The sequence below is a fragment of the Halogeometricum sp. S1BR25-6 genome (assembly GCF_031624495.1).
GTDB lineage: Archaea > Halobacteriota > Halobacteria > Halobacteriales > Haloferacaceae > Halogeometricum > Halogeometricum salsisoli.
The window spans coordinates 838,989-854,863 of the sequence record NZ_JAMQOP010000002.1 but is presented as its reverse complement, the minus strand read 5'-3'; the positions used below and the strand labels follow the sequence as shown (position 1 = coordinate 854,863).

Sequence of the window (15,875 nt, the reverse complement as noted above, 5' to 3'; positions counted from 1 at the left end):
CTCCGGCGGGAACTCGGAGTATGGATGGATGGGAGTCCCCGCTCTCGCGCCGTCGTCTCCTCGCCGCGAGTGCGGCGGGCGCGGCGGCCATCGCGGGATGCGGGGGGACGAGTGCGCGAAACGAACGGGCTGCGGCCCGGAGAAATCTGGGGTACGTCCGCGTCGTGAACGAGGACGCGACGGACCACACGGTTCACGTCATGGCCGAACGGGAGGACGAGGTGGCGTTCTGGTCGTCGTACGACCTCGGCGGGGCCAACAGCGTCTCGTCGCCGCTTCCGGTGAAGGGTCCGTGGGTCGACGACGGCGGAACGTACCTACTGTACTTCCGCCTCGACGACGACGAGACGTGGACGACGTTCGATACCGAGAGCACCGACGCCGACTGCTACGGGCTAGAGGTACGAATCGAGGACGACGGACTGGGTCTGTGGACCGAACAGCGACCGCCGGTGTGCGGAAGGGGGACGGAGACGGCTGCCGAGTAGCGATTCGGACCGTCTGATTCGTTCGGAAAACGCGCCGACCGGGACTGAGCAGACCGCAGGTCTGCGACGGTCGGTCGGCAAGCAACCGTAGGGAGTGCGCCGACCGGGAATTGAACCCGGACTATTAGCTTGGGAAGCTAATGTCCTACCATTGGACCATCGGCGCTCACTTTGTTCGCCCCGCGCGTCACCTCACCGCGTTCGGTGACACATCGGCGCGCTTCGTTCACTCGCGCTCCGGGGTCAATCTCGCTTCGCTCGATTGACCATCGGCGCTCACATCGTGCTAACCGCCCGGTCGCACTTGAACGTAGCGTTTCGCTGACCTCCCTCCCGCCGCGCGGCCGGGAAACTGACCGTCCGTCCACGGAACGCCGGCGATGGGTGTTTATTAGTTCTCCGAGGTGGTACTCTCGCGTGATTATGGAAGCCACCGTGCTGAGCGACACTGCTCCGTTGGACCTCCGCCTCTCGCCCGACGAACTGGACGCTACACACGACCACATCGTCGAGTTCGTCCGGAGCGTCGTGGAGAACGCCGGCGCCGAGGGGGCCGTCCTCGGCCTCTCCGGCGGCATCGACAGCACGACCGTCGCCCACCTCGCCGTCGAAGCCCTCGGAGAGGAGAACGTCCACGGCGTGGTGATGCCGAGCGAGGTGAACACCGACCGGAACATGAGCGACGCCGAACGCATCGCCCGGGAGTTGGACATCGAGTACGACGTGATCGAGATTCAGCCCATCGCCGAGACATTCTTCGACGCGTTCCCCGAGGCGGCCGACGACCAGGTGGCCGCCGGCAACGTCTACGTTCGGACCCGCGGCGTGTTGAACTACTTCGTCGCCAACGCCGAGAACAAACTCGTCCTCGGGACGGGCAACCGCTCGGAGGCGATGACGGGCTACTTCACGAAGTACGGCGACCAGGCGGTCGACTGCAACCCCATCGGAAACCTGTACAAACAGCAGGTGCGGCAACTCGCCGCGAAGATGGGCGTCGAGGAGGACCTCGTCATGAAGACTCCCTCCGCGGAGATGTGGGAGGGCCACAGCGACGAGGACGAGATGGGACTCGACTACGACACCCTCGACGCCATCCTCGCGATGCACGTCGACGGACCGCTCTCGAAGTCGGCTACCGTCGACCACCTCGGCGTGACCGACGCGCAGGTCGACCGAGTGGTCGAACTGGTCGAACGCAGCGAGCACAAGCGACACATGCCGCCCGCGCCGGAACCGCTCGATATCTGAGAGCGGCGGCACCCCTCGAACCGGCCCTCTCCTCATCCGCCTCGGCCGTCTCTCACTTCCCGAATCTCGTCGGCGTACCGCCCGTGTAGCCGGGCGAACGCCTCCGCTTCGGCCCGCTCTCTCGTCTCGTCGTCCGCGTCGTCGCGGAGGCGCGCTTTCACCGCGCGGAGGGCGTCGGGCCGGTTCGCCGCTATCTCGTCCGCGACGGACCGCGGGTCGTCGACGACGCGGGAGACGAGTCCCATCCGGCGGGCCTCCGCCGCGTCCACGACTCGGCCCGAGAGCGCGAAGTCCAGCGCCTCGCCCTCGCCGACGATTCGCGGGAGGCGGACGGTGCCGCCCCACGCGCCGAACAGGCCGAAGCGGACGCCCGGTTCCGCGAACGTCGCGTGCGGGGTGGCGACGCGCACGTCGCAGGCGAGAGCGAGTTCCACGCCCCCGCCGCGGGCCGCGCCGTCGATTCCGGCGACGACGGTGACGGGTGCGTCGGCGATGGCGTTCGCGACTCGTTGACCGCGGCGGGCGAACGCCTCGGGGTCGTCGAGCGCCGCCACGCTATCGAGGTCCGCGCCCGCCGAGAAGTGTCCGCCCGCCCCGCGGAGGTAAACGACTGGCGTCGTTTCGGGGTCCGCGCCAGCCACGGCGGCCGCGAGTTCGTCGAGGTCCGCGGGCCGGAGCGCGTTCCGTCGGTCGGGTCGGTCGAGGGTCACGACCCGGACCGCTCCGTCCGCCGTCGTTCGAATCATGCGCGTCCCTCCTGCGCGTTTTCCAAAGGTCTTTGCCCTTCCCGCCGTAACTTTCGGCTAATGGACGACGCCGTGCGGGCCCGTGACGCCGCGCGCGAGGCGCTCGACGATATCGAGCCGGACCGCCTCCGTGCGGTGTTGTTCGGCCGCCTCGACGACGCTTCGATGACGCCGGGTGCGCTGACGCTCCTGAGCGCCCGCGCGCTCGAACCCGGCGCGGACGCCGACACCGACGGACTCGCCGAACGCGCCGCGGGCGTCCAACTCATCTACGAGGGGCTCCGACTCACGCGGACCCTGGCGCACGAGGAACCGTGGCTCAGCGGCGACGACGAGGATATCTCCGGCGACCTGGACGTCATCGCCGCCGACGTGCTCGTCTCCCGCGGGTTCTACGTGCTCGCTCGGACCGACGCCGCCGACCGGGCCGTCGAGGTGGTCCGCGCGTTCGGCCGCGACCAGACGCTCCGCCGGAAACAGGACGCCGCCGACGCCGTCGACCGGAACCTCGAAGCGGACATCTTCACCCTCGCCGTCGTCGCCGGGACGACGGCCGTCGGCGGTGACGCCCCGCCCGCCCTCCTCGAATACGCCGCCGAACTGGCCCGCGAGTGCGACGCCGAGGAGGACCTCCCGCCGGCGACGACGGCCTTCTCGGACGCCACGACAGAACGCATCGCGTCGCTGTCGGTGACCAGCACGACGGACGACCGAGTGCCGTCGTCGGCGGACCGGTAGGACTCCCGGTCGCGTGGAACTCCGTGACGTAGGCGGGCCGAATCGAAACGCCTAAAGACGAATCCGGACAACGACTGTATGCGTGCCTGGGTAGCTTAGCGGTAAAGCGCGTCCTTGGTAAGGACGAGAGCCCGGGTTCAAATCCCGGCCTAGGCTTTTAACGAACTCACTCTCCGAGCGGCGCGTCTCGTCGCGCCGCGACAGGTGGTGAGGTAAAAGGCGGACCCGCGGATTTGAACGCACGAGCGTTAGCGAGTGAAGTTCAAATCCCGGCCGTATTCCCTTTTCTCCGTTTTTGGCTTTCCGTTGAATAAGCAAGTACCACCACTAACCTTCCTCGAACGCAACCACGAGAAGTGAGCCAGACCCTCGAACTCCCCGAATCCGAATCGGAACCACAAGAGACCGAAAACGGTTCCATCTTCTTTGTCGGGACGGCCACCGTCATCGTCCGCTACGCCGGATTCACAATCCTCACGGACCCGAACTTCCTGCACAGCGGCGACCACGTCCACCTCGGCTACGGCATTCGCTCGGAACGGAAGACCGACCCCGCAATCGACATCGAGGACCTGCCGGAGGACCTCGATTTCGTCCTGCTGTCGCACTACCACGGCGACCACTTCGACCGAATCGTCGAGGAGAAACTGGATAAGAATCTCCCAATCGTGACCACCGAACACGCCGCCGAGGAACTCGAAGAGAAAGGGTTCCGCGAGACGTACGCGATGGACACCTGGGAGGAGGTGACCGTCCGGAAGGGCGAGGCGGAACTCGACATCACCTCGACGCCGGGCCGACACGGCCCGCCGGTGGTCGAGAAGGCGCTCCCGCCCGTCATGGGCAGCGTGCTCGAATTCCGTCCGGCGGGGGCGGGCGAGGGAACCTCCTTCCGCCTGTTCGTCTCGGGCGACACGGTGATGTACGACGAGTTGGAGGAGATTCCCGAGCGCTTCCCTGACATCGACCTCGCCCTCCTCCATCTGGGCGGGACCGAGATTCTGGGCGTTCTCCTGACGATGGACGCCGAACAGGGCGTCGAGGCCGTCGAACTGTTCGACGCGGACGAGAACATCCCGATTCACTACGACGACTACGAGGTGTTTCAGTCGCCGCTGTCGGACTTCAAAGAGGCCGTCGAGGCGGCGGGCCTCGAAGACCGGGTCGCGTACGTGGACCGCGGGGACACCTACCGGTTCGAGGCGTCGGCATCTACCGAAGAGAAATAGGCGCTACCGAAAGTCTTCCACGAACCGCTCGGGCATCCGTTCGACCACGTCCTCGGGCATCGCGTCCACCGCCGTCTGCGCGGCCACGACCATCGGCTTTCTCAGCAGCACGTACACCGCCGAGACGCCGAGGGCGACGAACACGCCCGTCTGGAGGAGGCCGTCGAAGGCGTATATCGCCGGCAGGGCGAACAGCGTCGCCGCCAGCAGGTCCTCGGGCGCGCCGTCGTACCGAATCCAGCGGCGCGGCGGAATCCAGCGCTTGTGGTAGTGGCTGTAGACGGCCCGCTCGGAGGTGCCCAGCCACGGCTTGAGTTCGAGGCCGCCGCCGAAGGCGTCCATCACCGAGTGCAGCGCCGCGGCGGCGAAGAACAGCGCCACCGACAGCGTCAGCGTCGTCGGCGCGAACGCCGCGACCGGAATCGCAAGCGCGGCGAGGGCGCTGAAGTACACCGGGAAGTGCAGCGTCTTGCGGTGCCCCGCGTAGAGGTCGAAGTCGGGGAAGAGGCCGCCGAGAGCGGCCGCGAGCACGGGTAGCGGCGTCGCGCCGGCGGCGCTCTCGGGGAACACCACGGCGACGACGACCGCGAGCACGACCCCTGCGAGGGCGTGCGTGGTAGCCATCATCGGACTGACCTATGTCGAAGGACGGAAAAACAGTTTCGCGTCTCGTGTTAGCACGTCGAGACGAACGCGTCGGCGTGAAGCGGGCTTTATCGGTCTCCCTCGCGTAGGATGGGACGATGAGGCGGCGACTTCCCCCGAACGTCGGTTCGCTGGCCGCCGGAGGGATGCGACTGGCCATCGCGGGTATCCTCGGCGTCGGTATCGCCACGCTGAACGCCAGTATCGTCGTCAACGCCGCGGGTGCGCTGGCTATCACCTACCTTCCGGCGTTCCTGAGTCGGGACTGGGGCATCCGGCTCTCGCCGTCGCTGACGCTGTGGGTGACGACCGCCGTCCTGCTCCACGCCCTCGGCATGCTGGGTCTGTACGACGACCTGTGGTGGTACGACCACCTCACGCACACCCTCTCGGCGATGCTCGTCGCCGCCGTGGGCTACGCGGCGACCCGCGCCGTCGACGAGTACAGCGACGCGGTGTACCTCCCGCATCGGTTCCTGTTCGTGTTCATCCTCACGTTCACGCTCGCCGTCGGCGTGCTCTGGGAGGTGCTCGAGTTCTTCACCCGCCTCGCGGCGGAGTTCTTCGGCGTGGAGGCCGTCCTCGTCCAGTACGGTCTCTCGGACACCATCGTCGACTTGGTGTTCGACACCGTCGGCGCCGTCATCGTCGCCCTATTCGGCACGGAGACGCTCTCCGGCGTCGTCGACGCCTTCCACCAGCGCTTGGAGGACGCTCGAACCCAACGCCCGCAGTAGCGCCTCCGACGCCGCTTCCGCCCGCGCCGTCTTCTTCCGCCGCTTTTCTCGCACGCTCTCCCCGTCTCACCCCGCATTCGGGTCTACGCTTTTATCCTCCGCCGCCGTCAGGTACGTGTATGAAGGTTGTTATCGTGGGGTACGGTCGTGTCGGCGCGCGAACCGCGCTCGTACTGCGGGAAGAGGGTCACGACGTGACGGTCGTCGACAACGACGAGCGGAAGGTCGAACGGGCCGAGGAGGCCGGGTTCGAGGTGTTCGAGGGCGACGGCAGCAGCGAGGCCGTCCTCCGCCGCGCGGGCGTGGAGGGGGCCGACGCCGTCGGCGGACTGACTGGCGACCCGAACGTCAACTTCGCGGCCTGCATGATCGGCAAGGAGTTCGGCTGCCGGGCGGTCATGCGCGTCAGCGAGGACTACCGCCAGGAGATTTACGAACGCTACGCCGACGACGTGGACGACGTGATATATCCCGAACGCCTCGGCGCGGCCGGCGCGAAGACGGCGCTGCTCGGCGGTGACTTCAACGCCGTCGGCGAGTTGACCGAGCAGTTGCGTCTCTCGATGCTCGTCGTCCCCGAGGGAGCGCCCGTGGTCGGGCAGAAGGTAGCGAACGTGGACCTCGGCCCCGACGGCCGCATCTACGCGCACGGCGGGTCCAGAGAACCCATGACTATCCCGCTGCCCGGAACGACCGTCGAGGCGGGCGACAGACTCGCACTCGTCGCGGACCGCGACCGGTTCGACGACGTCCGACGGGTGCTCCTTGGCGAAGAGACAAAGGGGAACGCGTAACGGCGCGGCGCCACGGGGGAGCGACGCCGCGCCCGCCGCCGGGAGTGCCGACCGGCGGTCGAATGTGCCGGGCGCGCCCGAGTGGGGGGATGGAACGGTGGAACTGAGGCCGTCAGTCGTCGGCGCCCGCACCTGATTCTCGTCCGGTCGCGCGATACCGCGCTGTCGGGCGAGCGAAGACGTGCGGACGCTGGATGGCGCGCCCGCCGGAAGAGTACCCGTCACGGGACTTAAATCCGCGTCAGACGGACGGGAGACGCCGCGCCGACGCCGAGAAACCCGTTTGCGTTCCGTGGACCGCCGACCGTCGCCCGCGACGGTTCGCGGCGACCGTCACACTTCTGTGCGCGTCGCCGCAACTGCAACCCATGGAGACGTGGGACGCGCTGTTCGACCGCGCGGCGCCGTACGGCGTCGACGAGGCGGCGATACGGGAGACGCTGGAGTCGCGGCGCGAGGGCGATGACTGACGCGGCCCCCGGGTCCGACTCCGAACCGGGGACCGACCCCGACTCCGACCCAGACCCGTCGCCGGCCCGCGTCGTCGCCGACGCGGACGTACTCGCCGCGGACCTCCTCGTCGGCGGCGACGCCCGCGCGGCGCTCGACCGCCTCAGAGAGCACTCGTGGACGACGCTGGTCGCGAGCGATGCGCTCTTAGACGACGCCGAGGCCGTCGTCGCCGACTGCGCGGACGCCGACCTCGCGACCGACTGGCGGGAACGCGTGGACGCGTGGCGCGAACCGGTCGACCACCCGGACGGCGACCACCCCGCTCTCGCCTCCGCCTACCGCGGCGGCGCGATGCACGTGCTCTCGTTCGACGACCGCCTCACCTCCGCCCGCGCGGCGGCGGCGCTCGGCACCCGCTTTCCGGTCAGCGTCCGCGACCCGCGGGCGTTCGCATCGCTGTTCGACGCCGCGAGCCTCTACGAGGAAGTCGTCGGCGGCGAGTACGAGGGACCGGACCGCGACCCGCGGGCGTAGCGTCGCTCGGTGTTCAGACCCGCTTCGCATCTCGCCGGTTGAACACTCCGCGAGGAGGCCGTTCGCCCTTCGCTTCGCCCGGTGAACCACCGTTGGACCCGCCGCGTTCACTCGCTTTGCTCGCTCACGGGACCACCCTCGAACGCGAAGCGTTCGACTGACTCCAAACGCTCGCTACGCTCTCGTTCGGACCTCCGATAGACTCGCGTCGCTCGTCTATCGAGATTCGCCTCGCTCACTCCGGACGAACTCCGTTCTTCCGTGCTCCCGTTCGCCTCGCTCACGGGAACTCCGTTCGCTCGGCGAACCACTCCCCGAACTTCGCCAGCGCCCGCCCACGATGCGACACCGCGTTCTTCTCCTCACTACTCATCTCCGCGAACGTCGTCCCGTCGTGCTCGAAGATGGGGTCGTAGCCGAACCCGCCGTCGCCGCGCGGCGGGACGATACGGCCTTTGACGACGCCCTCGAACAGTTTCACCGGCAGTCCCTCCGTCTCCTCGTCGCTCTGCTCGGCCCCGCGGGCGGCGGCGGCAGTCCGGTCGTCGCGGTCCACCGGGTCCGGACTCGCCGCGAACCCCTCGCCGTCGCAGTACGCGAGGACGCACCGGAACGCCGCGCGGCGCGGGTCGTCGAGTTCGCGTTCCGCGAGTCGGTACACCGCCTCGACGCCGAGGGTGTCCTCGGCGTAGGAGGAGTACGGGCCGGGAAATCCGTCGAACCCGTCGACGAACAGACCGGCGTCGTCCACGAGCACCGGTTCGCCGGCGTGGCGGTACGCCTCGCGCGCGCCGTGGGCCGCGATGGGGCCGAGTTCCGCCGCCTGCACCTCGGTGTAGTCGTAGTCCAACTGCTCGACGATACCGGACTGCGTCCGGTCTGCCGCCGAGCGTTGCTCGGCGACGCCGTCGAGATACTGCAACGCCTCCCGCACCTTCCCCGGGTTCGTCGTGACGTATCGAAGCATCTATCGGGAGTCGCGGCGGTCCGGAGAAAGATGCGTCGGTGTCGGTCAGCGTCGATTCCGTCGTCCTCGGAGTCCGGGTCGGACGCGACGCGGGCCGCGTTCAGTCGACGATGACCTCGACGGGTCCGTCGTCCTCGTCGTCGTCGTCCTCGAAGTCCGGGTCGGACGCGGAGGAACTCCGCTCCTGCCAGAGGAGGACGGCGACGACGGCGACGACGACCCACGACCGCCAGTTCGCGAGGTTCAGCGTGTAGCCGACGCCGAACGGCTTCTTCACGAGCATCTTCTGCCCGGGCTTCCAGTACGACGACAGCATCCGCCCGAGCGACGGACGCTCGAAGTTGTACGGCACGCCCAGAATCTCGCCTTTTTGCGGCTTGTCTGCCATGTGCGCTCGATACAGCCGCGCCGGATAAATCGTTTTGGTGTGTTCGCGGCCGTCACCTTCAGGCCCGGCGTCTCGCCCGCAGAAAGCACTTACCCCCGCTCGAACATCCCTCGGGCGATGTCAGCGCCCTCCGCACGCCGCGCCGCCGCGACCCTGTTCGTCGCGGGTCTCGCCGTCCTCGTGGGCTGTCTCGGCGGGAGCGGCGCGTTCGGAACCGAGGCACCGACCGCAGAGCGCCCGTCCGACTCTGCCGAAACCACCGGCGAGGCCGCCACCGCCCAGACGTACACGCCGCTCCCGGCCCGGTCGACGCCGTTCCCCGACGGGCCGAAGTCGCCGCCGGAGCGACCCGCCGCCCTCACCGAGGAGTCGCTCCGCGAGTTCCTGACGACCTACGAGCGCCGCTGGGTGTACAACGCGATGTACCCGGGGCCGAACCGGAGCTACGAGGCGCACGTCTCGAACTGCGAGGTCCGGTGGCTGGACGAACGCGACGCGGCCCACGTCGCCGTCGTCGCCTGCACCGCCTACGCCGAGTACGAGACGCGGCCGGGCGGGGAGGGGAACGCCACGGGGACGCCCGTCCGCGTGCACGCCGACTGGTTCACGCAGTCGTTCACGTACCTCGTCGACGAGGACTCGGTGATTCGCCGCCGACCGACCGACGCGGAGACCGAGCGAGCGGCGAACTGACGGGCCGTCCGCTACTGGTACCGGCCGCGCCCCTCGACCTGTCGGAGGCGCGCGAGGGCGTCCTCGTCGTCCGTCGGGTCCGACCCGCCGCGCGCCGCGGCGGCGTAGCCCGCCTCGAACGCTTGCAGGAGCGGTTCGGGGTCCGCGGCGGTTCCCTCGACGCTCTGCTCGAAGACGTGCAGGTCCATCGCGCGGTCCTCGACGTGGTCGGTGTGGTAGCCGAGTCCGAAGTCGAGGAGGTACACCCGGTCGCCGCCGACGCGGACGTTCCGCGTCGTCGGGTCGCCGTGGACGAACCCCGCGCCGTGGACGGCCGCGAGGTGTTCTCCCACCGTCCGGCAGCGCCCGGTCGTCAGCGCCCCCGCGAGGTCCGACTCGCCGACGTGCTGGAACACGATTGTGCCCTCCGTCGGGTCCACGTCGCGGACGACGGGCGTGGGGACGCCCGCCCGCCGCGCGAGACTCGTCAGACGCGCCTCCGCGCGGGTCCGCTCTGTCCGGAGCCGTTCGTCCAGTTCGGGGTGTCGGTACGTCTTCGGGACGCGGCGCTTCACGACGCTGTCGCCCTCGAACGTCACCGTCGCCTCGGCGCCGCGAACCTCGTCGGGGGGCGAGGCCGCCGAGTCCGCCGGCGGACCCGCCGCGACTGCCGGGTCGCGGGCGACCGATTCCTCGCCGTCGCGCCACGTCACCGGCACCTGGTCCGGCCGGAAGTTCGGGTCGACGGACGAGTCCGGAACCGGGACGGTATCGCCCGCCTCCAGCATCCGCGCGCCGAGGACGGCTATCATTCCCGCGTTGTCGCGGAGGAAGCGCGGTTCGGGGGCGTAGAACTCGGCGCCGCGCTGTTCGCACATCTCTTCGAGCATCGACCTCAGTCTCCGGTTCTGCCCGACGCCTCCTCCGAGGACGAGTTCGTCCGTGCCGGTCAGCGACAGCGCTCGTTCGGCGACTTCGGTCAGCATGGCGAACACCGTCTCCTGCAGGCCGCGGCAGACGTCCTCGACGGGGACGCCGTCGTCGTACGCGTCCTTCGCGGCGGACATGATGCCCGAGAAGGAGAAGTCCATCCCCTTCACGACGTACGGCAGGTCGTGGTACTCGCCCTCGGCGGCCGCCTCCTCCACTTTCGGACCGCCGGGGTGGGTCCACCCGACGTGGCGGGTGAACTTGTCGAGGGCGTTGCCGACGCCGGTGTCCATCGTCTCGCCGAGGACGCGGTAGCGACCGTTGTGGTAGCCGAGGAGGTGCGCGTTCGCGCCGGAGGCATTCAGACAGACCGGCGAGTCGAACCCCGAGCCGTACCGACCGATTTCGAGGTGCGCGACCATGTGGTTGACGCCGACGAGGGGGACGTCGAGCGTCTGCGCGAGAGCGCGCGCGGCGGTGCCGACGATGCGGAGGCAGGGGCCGAGACCGGGGCCGCGCGAGAACGCGACGCCGTCTATCTCCGCACCGGCGCCGTTGTCGCCCGTCTCCGCGGCGCGGTCCAGCACCGCCGAGACGACGTCCGGAATCGCGTCGCCCATGTGCTCGGCCGCCTCGCGCGGGTGGATGCCGCCGCTGTCGGGTTCGTACGGGTCGGACTCGATGAACACCTCCCCTGTCTCGGAATCGAAGAGCGCGGCGCTGGCGGCCCAGGCGGTGCCTTCGATAGCTACGATGCGCATTGAGAACGGGAGTCGCGTTCGGGGGCGGCCGAATCAGGCCTCTTCGGCTTCCGCTTCGGCGTCGCCCTCGTCGGCCTCGATCTTGTTCCGGTCGAGCATGTAGTCCTGCTCGACGTCGCGGGCGAACTCCGGCGAGGTGTACACCTTCGCGTAACCGGCCGTCTTCCGCATGCCGAACTTCGTGTTCAGCGCGTGGATGACGACTTCGTCGGAGTCCTTGTTCAGTTTCGCCGCGAGGCTGTCGCGGACCGACAGTCGGGAGGGGGTGGCGTCCTCGTGGGTGACCTCGAACCGGACGTCCGTCCGGTGCAGCATCGGATTCTCGTCTTCGGAGATGACTTCGATTTCCATAGTCAGTTGGGTTAGAATCCTCCCGAAAGGAGTAAAAGGATTTCGAAGGGGCCGAGACGCCGATACGGGGGCGTCTGCACCGCTCTCGGAGCGCCAGCGACTCACTCCTCCGCAAGCGCGATGAGCGCGTCCGCGTCGCCCTCCATCCGCCGCAGCAGCGACCGCATCTCGGCTTTCGACTCCTCGGTCACCTCGACCAACACCATGCCCTCGTCGGGTTGGCCGTAGACGACGCTCGCGCCGACGGGCGCCGAGAGCACCGCCGGCAGCGTCGCCAGGTCCTCCTCGCCGTCGACGATGACGGTGACGGGGCCTTCTTCGCCGAGCGCATCCCGGACGGCGACGACCAGCGCCTCGGTTATCTCGCCGGCCGGGTTCGTCACGTCGCGGCGCGACTCGGGGTCCGACAGCGCGCGTCGTATTTCCTCGTCGACGGCGCTCCGCTTGGTCAGGCCGTCGATGACGGCCACGTCCGGCGGGCGGCCGAACTCGCGGAGGTGGTAGGTGACCACGTCGCCGACGGCGACGAGGGGCGCCTCGGCGTCCGCCGCGGCGAGCAGTCGCTCGACGTCGGTGTGGAGGGGGCCGAACGGCTCTTTGAACTCGCCTCTGAGGTCGGCCGGCAGTTCCAGCATCGCCGGTCAGCGGACCTTCAGCGCGTAGCCGCCGGCCTCGTCCACGTTCATCTCGGTCGCTATCTCGCTCGTCTCGGGGTGCGTGATGACGACGTAGCCCGCCCAGTCCTCCGTGAGGCTCGACGAACCGCAGCTCTCGCACGCTTGCGAGTCGGGCATGTTGATGTAGTGGCACTCGCGGCAGGCGAGACGCGGCTTGGCCATCTACTGGCCCTCCGCTTCCGTCGTCGCCTCGGTGACCTGACGGTCGGATTCGAGCCACCCGTGCTTGCCGAGTCCGGGCTGTTTCGCCGTGAGCCCAATCTTCGAGTCGCGCGGGTTGCGCTCGTCGATGCTCTTCGTGACGACGCGCACCCGCACGGAGTCGCCGACGCCGAGCGTGCGGTTCGACTCCGTCGAGGCGAGCTGTTGATTCTCGCCGTCGTAGGCGAGGTATTCGTCGGATATCTGCGAGACGTGCAGCAGGCCGTCGACGGGGCCGATGCCGACGAAGGCGCCGAACTCCACCACCTCGACGACCTGCCCGTCGATGACCTCCTGCATGTCGGGGTCGAAGGTGAGGGCGTCGAACTCCGCTTCGTAGTAGACGCCCGCCCGTCCCGGCAGCACCGTCCCTTCGCCGATGTCGTGTACGTCGACGACGCTCACGACGCTCCCGACGTCTTCGTCCATCCGTCCTTCCAACTTGTCCTGCAGGAGTCGCTTGACCCGCAAGGGGGTCACGTCAGCGAGATGCTCCGGCGGAACCTCCACTGTGTCTGTGAGTCGTACCCGTTTGTACATCGTAGTGCTAAGGCTCTGTTATGTCCAGTTTGTCGCGCCCCCTTATACCGATTACCCGTACGCTGCGTTCGAGCAGTCGGTCGCGAAGGGGTCTGTCGTTCGTGACGACGTAGTCGGCCCCGCGTGCTGCGAGTTCCACCACGGCGTCGTCAGCGTACGTCTCCTCGGCGTCGACGACACGGCACCGGTCGGCGGCGAGGTCCGACCCGACGCTCGCCGCGACGGCCTCGGCCCCGCTCCCGTCGGAGAGTTTCTCCAACTCCCGCGCGACGGGTTCGGGGACCACGAGGTCGGCGTCTGCGGCCAGCAGTCGGTCGAGTTCCTCGAACACACGGACGTCGAGTTCCACGGGCATCATCAGCGCGTTCGTGTCGAGCAGCACCGTGGTCGGTGCGCTCCCGGCGTCGACGTCCGCGTTCGCGTCCGTCCGGTGTCGTGTCTCCGTCGTCACTTGAGGGTCCCGATACCGATGAGGCGCCACCGCGCGCCGACGCGGCGGTTGATGGCTATCTTCGCACCCTCGGCGGCACAGACGGGGCGCTTCAGCGAGACTTCGGCCTCGCCCGACCGCGCGCTCGTCACCGCGCCGACGGTGGTCGCCGTGCCGACGGTGAGCATCAGCGGCTCGCCCGTCGAAATCTCCTCTATCTCCTCTTCGTCCTCGCCGACGACGCGTTCGAGGAGGTCGACGTCCATCGTGAACTCCTCGCGCGTCGGCGGCAGCGTCCCGGGTTCGCCCGCGACCTGTCCGGCGAGGGCGTCACCCTTCGTGAGGCTGGGGTCGAGACCGGTCCCGACGCCGCAGAGGCCGCCGGGCCGCACCTCGTCGGTCATTTCTCCGCCGGCCTGCAGCGAGCGGATGTCGGTCGTGATGGGCCGCCACTCGGTCTGTCCGCCCTCGTCGACCTCGCGGCCGGGACGGAGTTCGAGTTCCTCGCCTTCCGAGAGTTTCCCCTCGACGACGGACCCGCCGATGACGCCGCCGGAGAGGTCCTCCCACGTCGTGCCGGGCCGGTTGATGTCGAACGACCGCGCCGTGAACATCCGCGCGGCCTCCGACTCGTCGCGCTCGGGCGTCGGAATCTCGCGCTCGATGGCGTCGATGAGGAGGTCGATGTTGACCTCCTGTTGGGCGCTGATGGGGACGATGGGGGCGTCCTCCGCGACGGTGCCCTTCACGAACTCCTGTATCTGCTCGTAGTTCTCGACCGCGCGGTCGCGGTCGACGAGGTCGACCTTGTTCTGTGCGACCACGATGTTGTCGATACCGATGATGTCGAGCGCCATCAGGTGCTCTTCGGTCTGCGCCTGCGGGACGTCCTCGGTCGCGCTCACGACCAGAACGGCACCGTCCATGATAGCCGCGCCCGAGAGCATCGTCGCCATGAGCGTCTCGTGGCCGGGCGCGTCGACGAACGACACGGTTCTGAGCACGTCGGTCTCGTTGCCGTCTTCGTCCGTCTCCTCGACGGTGTAGCACTCCGGCGCGTCGATGCCGGGAATCTGTCGGAACGTCGCGTCTGCGTAACCGAGGCGGATGGAGATGCCGCGTTTCATCTCCTCGGAATGCTGGTCGGTCCACGACCCCGACAACGCCTGCACGAGCGTCGTCTTTCCGTGGTCGACGTGACCGACGAGTCCGATGTTCACCTCCGGTTGCTGTGGATTTTGTGTCACCATTGACCTCCTGAGAGTAATCTTGGGGAAGTTTCGCCCCGAACGACTGATAAAGTTGCTGTTCTCGCGGCGCTCGACGCGCGCCGCGTGCCACCGAGACACGCACTGACGCCTGATTCGGCTCGTCCGGGTCCGTCCCGTCGCTACTCGACGCGGCGCATCAGGCCGAACAGTTCCTCTCGGTACGCCTCGGGCGTCAACCCGAGGTCGATGTCCACGCTGAGGTCGATGGCCGCCGAGGGCGACTCCGTCACCTCGCGCGCGAAGTTCGCCGCCGGGTAGGCGCCGCCGGCGACGAGCACCGAGTCGCTCGCAATCCACGCCGCGAGGTGGCCCGCGACGGGTATCTCGCCGCCCTCGATGGTGATGGGTTCGGCGCCCACGTTGACGCTGAACCCCTCGAAGGCGTACGTCGCCTCGTACTCGGTCAGGCGGGCCGACGCGCCCGAGGCCACGTCGAACGACCCCGTTCCGACTTGTTCGACCGGCGCGAGGCCGGCCTCTTTCAGTCGCGCCTCGAACTGCGCCCGTGACTGCGACTCCACCTGTTCGAGCAGTTCTTTTCGACCCGCGCCGGCGGGCAGACTCGTCAGGTCGGGGTCGAACGTCACCCGCGAGGCGAAGAACGTGGCGAACTGTCCGGACGCCTGCCCGAGCGTCTTCTCCTCGATTTCGGTGCGCAGGCCGGCGTCCTCGTACAGCAGCGTCCGCGTCGACGCCGTCACCGTCACCGGTCCGGCGTCCTGCTCGAACGCCGGGTCCTGCGTCACGTCGTCCATGCGCTCCCACCCGCCCTCCGAGAGGCGTCCCTCCGGCACGGCCGGCGGCCGGCGCGCCGCGCTGACGGCCCCCGACGCGCCGCTACATCCGGCGAGGGCCGCGGTCCCCGCCGCGGCCGCGAGGCCGAGGAACGCGCGGCGGTGGGTCGTTCCCGCCCGGTCGCGCGCCCGTCGGTTCGGTTCGTTCGCTTCGGTGCCCGATTCCGTGTTCCCTTCCATGGCGAATCTCGTCCCCGAGCGATAAAGTACTTTTTCCATGAATTATCTGATTTGATATACGAGTGCGAGTCGCTTTTGCCCGCCCCGCACCCACGGTC

The 15,875-nt window shown here is 68.6% G+C and carries 20 protein-coding genes and 2 tRNA genes; 9 read left to right on the top strand and 13 right to left on the bottom strand.

Features of this window, described 5'->3' with window-relative positions; translation table 11 throughout:
* Positions 1-20: 20 nt before the first annotated feature.
* Positions 21-488 (top strand): hypothetical protein, encoded by a 468-nt coding sequence (locus NDI76_RS14475; RefSeq protein WP_310924791.1) that lies wholly within the window; start codon positions 21-23, stop codon positions 486-488.
* 95 nt (positions 489-583) lie between these two features.
* On the opposite strand, the gene NDI76_RS14470 is transcribed toward NDI76_RS14475, so the two are convergent.
* A tRNA-Gly gene (locus tag NDI76_RS14470) sits at positions 584-654 on the bottom strand.
* A gap of 257 nt (positions 655-911) precedes the next feature.
* On the opposite strand from NDI76_RS14470, the gene NDI76_RS14465 reads away from it, so the two are divergent.
* Complete coding sequence (locus NDI76_RS14465; RefSeq protein WP_310924979.1) at positions 912-1,739, top strand: NAD+ synthase; 828 nt, start codon at positions 912-914, stop codon at positions 1,737-1,739.
* Between the two features lie 32 nt (positions 1,740-1,771).
* Here NDI76_RS14465 and NDI76_RS14460 read toward each other — a convergent pair whose 3' ends face one another.
* Entirely contained in the window at positions 1,772-2,485 is a 714-nt protein-coding gene (locus tag NDI76_RS14460; RefSeq protein ID WP_310924790.1) for an enoyl-CoA hydratase/isomerase family protein, read from the bottom strand.
* Between the two features lie 60 nt (positions 2,486-2,545).
* Here NDI76_RS14460 and NDI76_RS14455 point away from each other — a divergent pair, with 60 nt between their 5' ends.
* From NDI76_RS14455 to NDI76_RS14445, 3 genes are all read left to right on the top strand, one after another.
* Positions 2,546-3,223, top strand: a complete 678-nt coding sequence (locus NDI76_RS14455) for a DUF7114 family protein (RefSeq protein WP_310924789.1) — start codon at positions 2,546-2,548, stop codon at positions 3,221-3,223.
* An 84-nt stretch (positions 3,224-3,307) separates the two neighbouring features.
* Positions 3,308-3,379 (top strand) — tRNA-Thr (locus NDI76_RS14450).
* 200 nt (positions 3,380-3,579) lie between these two features.
* Positions 3,580-4,452, top strand: coding sequence for an MBL fold metallo-hydrolase (locus tag NDI76_RS14445; RefSeq protein ID WP_310924788.1), 873 nt, complete (start codon positions 3,580-3,582; stop codon positions 4,450-4,452).
* Between the two features lie 3 nt (positions 4,453-4,455).
* Here the strand turns inward: NDI76_RS14445 and NDI76_RS14440 are convergent, their stop codons facing one another.
* The gene (locus tag NDI76_RS14440; RefSeq protein WP_310924787.1) at positions 4,456-5,079 is read right to left on the bottom strand and encodes a metal-dependent hydrolase; all 624 of its coding nucleotides are present in this window, start codon (positions 5,077-5,079) and stop codon (positions 4,456-4,458) included.
* A gap of 116 nt (positions 5,080-5,195) precedes the next feature.
* Between NDI76_RS14440 and NDI76_RS14435 the strand changes: the two genes are divergently transcribed.
* From NDI76_RS14435 to NDI76_RS14425, 3 genes are all read left to right on the top strand, one after another.
* The gene (locus tag NDI76_RS14435; RefSeq protein ID WP_310924786.1) at positions 5,196-5,834 is read left to right on the top strand and encodes a DUF2238 domain-containing protein; all 639 of its coding nucleotides are present in this window, start codon (positions 5,196-5,198) and stop codon (positions 5,832-5,834) included.
* A gap of 119 nt (positions 5,835-5,953) precedes the next feature.
* Positions 5,954-6,628 (top strand): potassium channel family protein, encoded by a 675-nt coding sequence (locus tag NDI76_RS14430; protein ID WP_310924785.1) that lies wholly within the window; start codon positions 5,954-5,956, stop codon positions 6,626-6,628.
* A gap of 462 nt (positions 6,629-7,090) precedes the next feature.
* Positions 7,091-7,615 carry a DUF7384 family protein gene (locus NDI76_RS14425; RefSeq protein WP_310924784.1) on the top strand — a complete coding sequence of 175 codons (525 nt, stop codon included), beginning with the start codon at positions 7,091-7,093 and terminating at the stop codon, positions 7,613-7,615.
* Positions 7,616-7,895: 280 nt separating this feature from the next.
* On the opposite strand, the gene NDI76_RS14420 is transcribed toward NDI76_RS14425, so the two are convergent.
* Entirely contained in the window at positions 7,896-8,582 is a 687-nt protein-coding gene (locus NDI76_RS14420; protein WP_310924783.1) for a non-canonical purine NTP pyrophosphatase, read from the bottom strand.
* A 100-nt stretch (positions 8,583-8,682) separates the two neighbouring features.
* Positions 8,683-8,970, bottom strand: coding sequence for a DUF5808 domain-containing protein (locus NDI76_RS14415; RefSeq protein WP_310924782.1), 288 nt, complete (start codon positions 8,968-8,970; stop codon positions 8,683-8,685).
* A gap of 117 nt (positions 8,971-9,087) precedes the next feature.
* Between NDI76_RS14415 and NDI76_RS14410 the strand changes: the two genes are divergently transcribed.
* The gene (locus tag NDI76_RS14410) at positions 9,088-9,663 is read left to right on the top strand and encodes a hypothetical protein (protein ID WP_310924781.1); all 576 of its coding nucleotides are present in this window, start codon (positions 9,088-9,090) and stop codon (positions 9,661-9,663) included.
* Positions 9,664-9,674: 11 nt separating this feature from the next.
* Here the strand turns inward: NDI76_RS14410 and NDI76_RS14405 are convergent, their stop codons facing one another.
* From NDI76_RS14405 to NDI76_RS14370, 8 genes are all read right to left on the bottom strand, one after another.
* Complete coding sequence (locus tag NDI76_RS14405) at positions 9,675-11,333, bottom strand: bifunctional N(6)-L-threonylcarbamoyladenine synthase/serine/threonine protein kinase (RefSeq protein WP_310924780.1); 1,659 nt, start codon at positions 11,331-11,333, stop codon at positions 9,675-9,677.
* 33 nt (positions 11,334-11,366) lie between these two features.
* Positions 11,367-11,684: a 30S ribosomal protein S24e gene (locus NDI76_RS14400; protein WP_310924779.1), complete on the bottom strand. Its 318-nt coding sequence runs from the start codon at positions 11,682-11,684 to the stop codon at positions 11,367-11,369.
* A 101-nt stretch (positions 11,685-11,785) separates the two neighbouring features.
* Positions 11,786-12,319, bottom strand: a complete 534-nt coding sequence (locus NDI76_RS14395) for a GTP-dependent dephospho-CoA kinase family protein (RefSeq protein WP_310924778.1) — start codon at positions 12,317-12,319, stop codon at positions 11,786-11,788.
* A 6-nt stretch (positions 12,320-12,325) separates the two neighbouring features.
* Positions 12,326-12,523, bottom strand: a complete 198-nt coding sequence (gene spt4 / locus NDI76_RS14390) for a transcription elongation factor subunit Spt4 (RefSeq protein WP_310924777.1) — start codon at positions 12,521-12,523, stop codon at positions 12,326-12,328.
* The gene (locus tag NDI76_RS14385) at positions 12,524-13,102 is read right to left on the bottom strand and encodes a DNA-directed RNA polymerase (RefSeq protein WP_310924776.1); all 579 of its coding nucleotides are present in this window, start codon (positions 13,100-13,102) and stop codon (positions 12,524-12,526) included.
* Positions 13,103-13,109: 7 nt separating this feature from the next.
* Complete coding sequence (locus NDI76_RS14380; protein WP_310924978.1) at positions 13,110-13,484, bottom strand: type II toxin-antitoxin system VapC family toxin; 375 nt, start codon at positions 13,482-13,484, stop codon at positions 13,110-13,112.
* A 65-nt stretch (positions 13,485-13,549) separates the two neighbouring features.
* Positions 13,550-14,779, bottom strand: a complete 1,230-nt coding sequence (locus NDI76_RS14375) for a translation initiation factor IF-2 subunit gamma (RefSeq protein ID WP_310924775.1) — start codon at positions 14,777-14,779, stop codon at positions 13,550-13,552.
* A 143-nt stretch (positions 14,780-14,922) separates the two neighbouring features.
* Positions 14,923-15,777 (bottom strand): DUF6517 family protein, encoded by an 855-nt coding sequence (locus tag NDI76_RS14370; protein WP_310924774.1) that lies wholly within the window; start codon positions 15,775-15,777, stop codon positions 14,923-14,925.
* Positions 15,778-15,875 lie beyond the last annotated feature (98 nt).

What these genes read in the sequence shown, in the direction of transcription:
- NDI76_RS14475 (WP_310924791.1), top strand. Translation starts at nt 21, where the DNA reads ATGGATGGATGGGAGTCCCCGCTCTCGCGCCGTCGTCTCCTCGCCGCG.
- NDI76_RS14465 (WP_310924979.1), top strand. Translation starts at nt 912, where the DNA reads ATGGAAGCCACCGTGCTGAGCGACACTGCTCCGTTGGACCTCCGCCTC.
- NDI76_RS14460 (WP_310924790.1), bottom strand. Translation starts at nt 2,485, where the DNA reads ATGATTCGAACGACGGCGGACGGAGCGGTCCGGGTCGTGACCCTCGAC.
- NDI76_RS14455 (WP_310924789.1), top strand. Translation starts at nt 2,546, where the DNA reads ATGGACGACGCCGTGCGGGCCCGTGACGCCGCGCGCGAGGCGCTCGAC.
- NDI76_RS14440 (WP_310924787.1), bottom strand. Translation starts at nt 5,079, where the DNA reads ATGATGGCTACCACGCACGCCCTCGCAGGGGTCGTGCTCGCGGTCGTC.
- NDI76_RS14435 (WP_310924786.1), top strand. Translation starts at nt 5,196, where the DNA reads ATGAGGCGGCGACTTCCCCCGAACGTCGGTTCGCTGGCCGCCGGAGGG.
- NDI76_RS14430 (WP_310924785.1), top strand. Translation starts at nt 5,954, where the DNA reads ATGAAGGTTGTTATCGTGGGGTACGGTCGTGTCGGCGCGCGAACCGCG.
- NDI76_RS14425 (WP_310924784.1), top strand. Translation starts at nt 7,091, where the DNA reads ATGACTGACGCGGCCCCCGGGTCCGACTCCGAACCGGGGACCGACCCC.
- NDI76_RS14420 (WP_310924783.1), bottom strand. Translation starts at nt 8,582, where the DNA reads ATGCTTCGATACGTCACGACGAACCCGGGGAAGGTGCGGGAGGCGTTG.
- NDI76_RS14415 (WP_310924782.1), bottom strand. Translation starts at nt 8,970, where the DNA reads ATGGCAGACAAGCCGCAAAAAGGCGAGATTCTGGGCGTGCCGTACAAC.
- NDI76_RS14410 (WP_310924781.1), top strand. Translation starts at nt 9,088, where the DNA reads ATGTCAGCGCCCTCCGCACGCCGCGCCGCCGCGACCCTGTTCGTCGCG.
- NDI76_RS14405 (WP_310924780.1), bottom strand. Translation starts at nt 11,333, where the DNA reads ATGCGCATCGTAGCTATCGAAGGCACCGCCTGGGCCGCCAGCGCCGCG.
- NDI76_RS14400 (WP_310924779.1), bottom strand. Translation starts at nt 11,684, where the DNA reads ATGGAAATCGAAGTCATCTCCGAAGACGAGAATCCGATGCTGCACCGG.
- NDI76_RS14395 (WP_310924778.1), bottom strand. Translation starts at nt 12,319, where the DNA reads ATGCTGGAACTGCCGGCCGACCTCAGAGGCGAGTTCAAAGAGCCGTTC.
- spt4 (WP_310924777.1), bottom strand. Translation starts at nt 12,523, where the DNA reads ATGGCCAAGCCGCGTCTCGCCTGCCGCGAGTGCCACTACATCAACATG.
- NDI76_RS14385 (WP_310924776.1), bottom strand. Translation starts at nt 13,102, where the DNA reads ATGTACAAACGGGTACGACTCACAGACACAGTGGAGGTTCCGCCGGAG.
- NDI76_RS14370 (WP_310924774.1), bottom strand. Translation starts at nt 15,777, where the DNA reads ATGGAAGGGAACACGGAATCGGGCACCGAAGCGAACGAACCGAACCGA.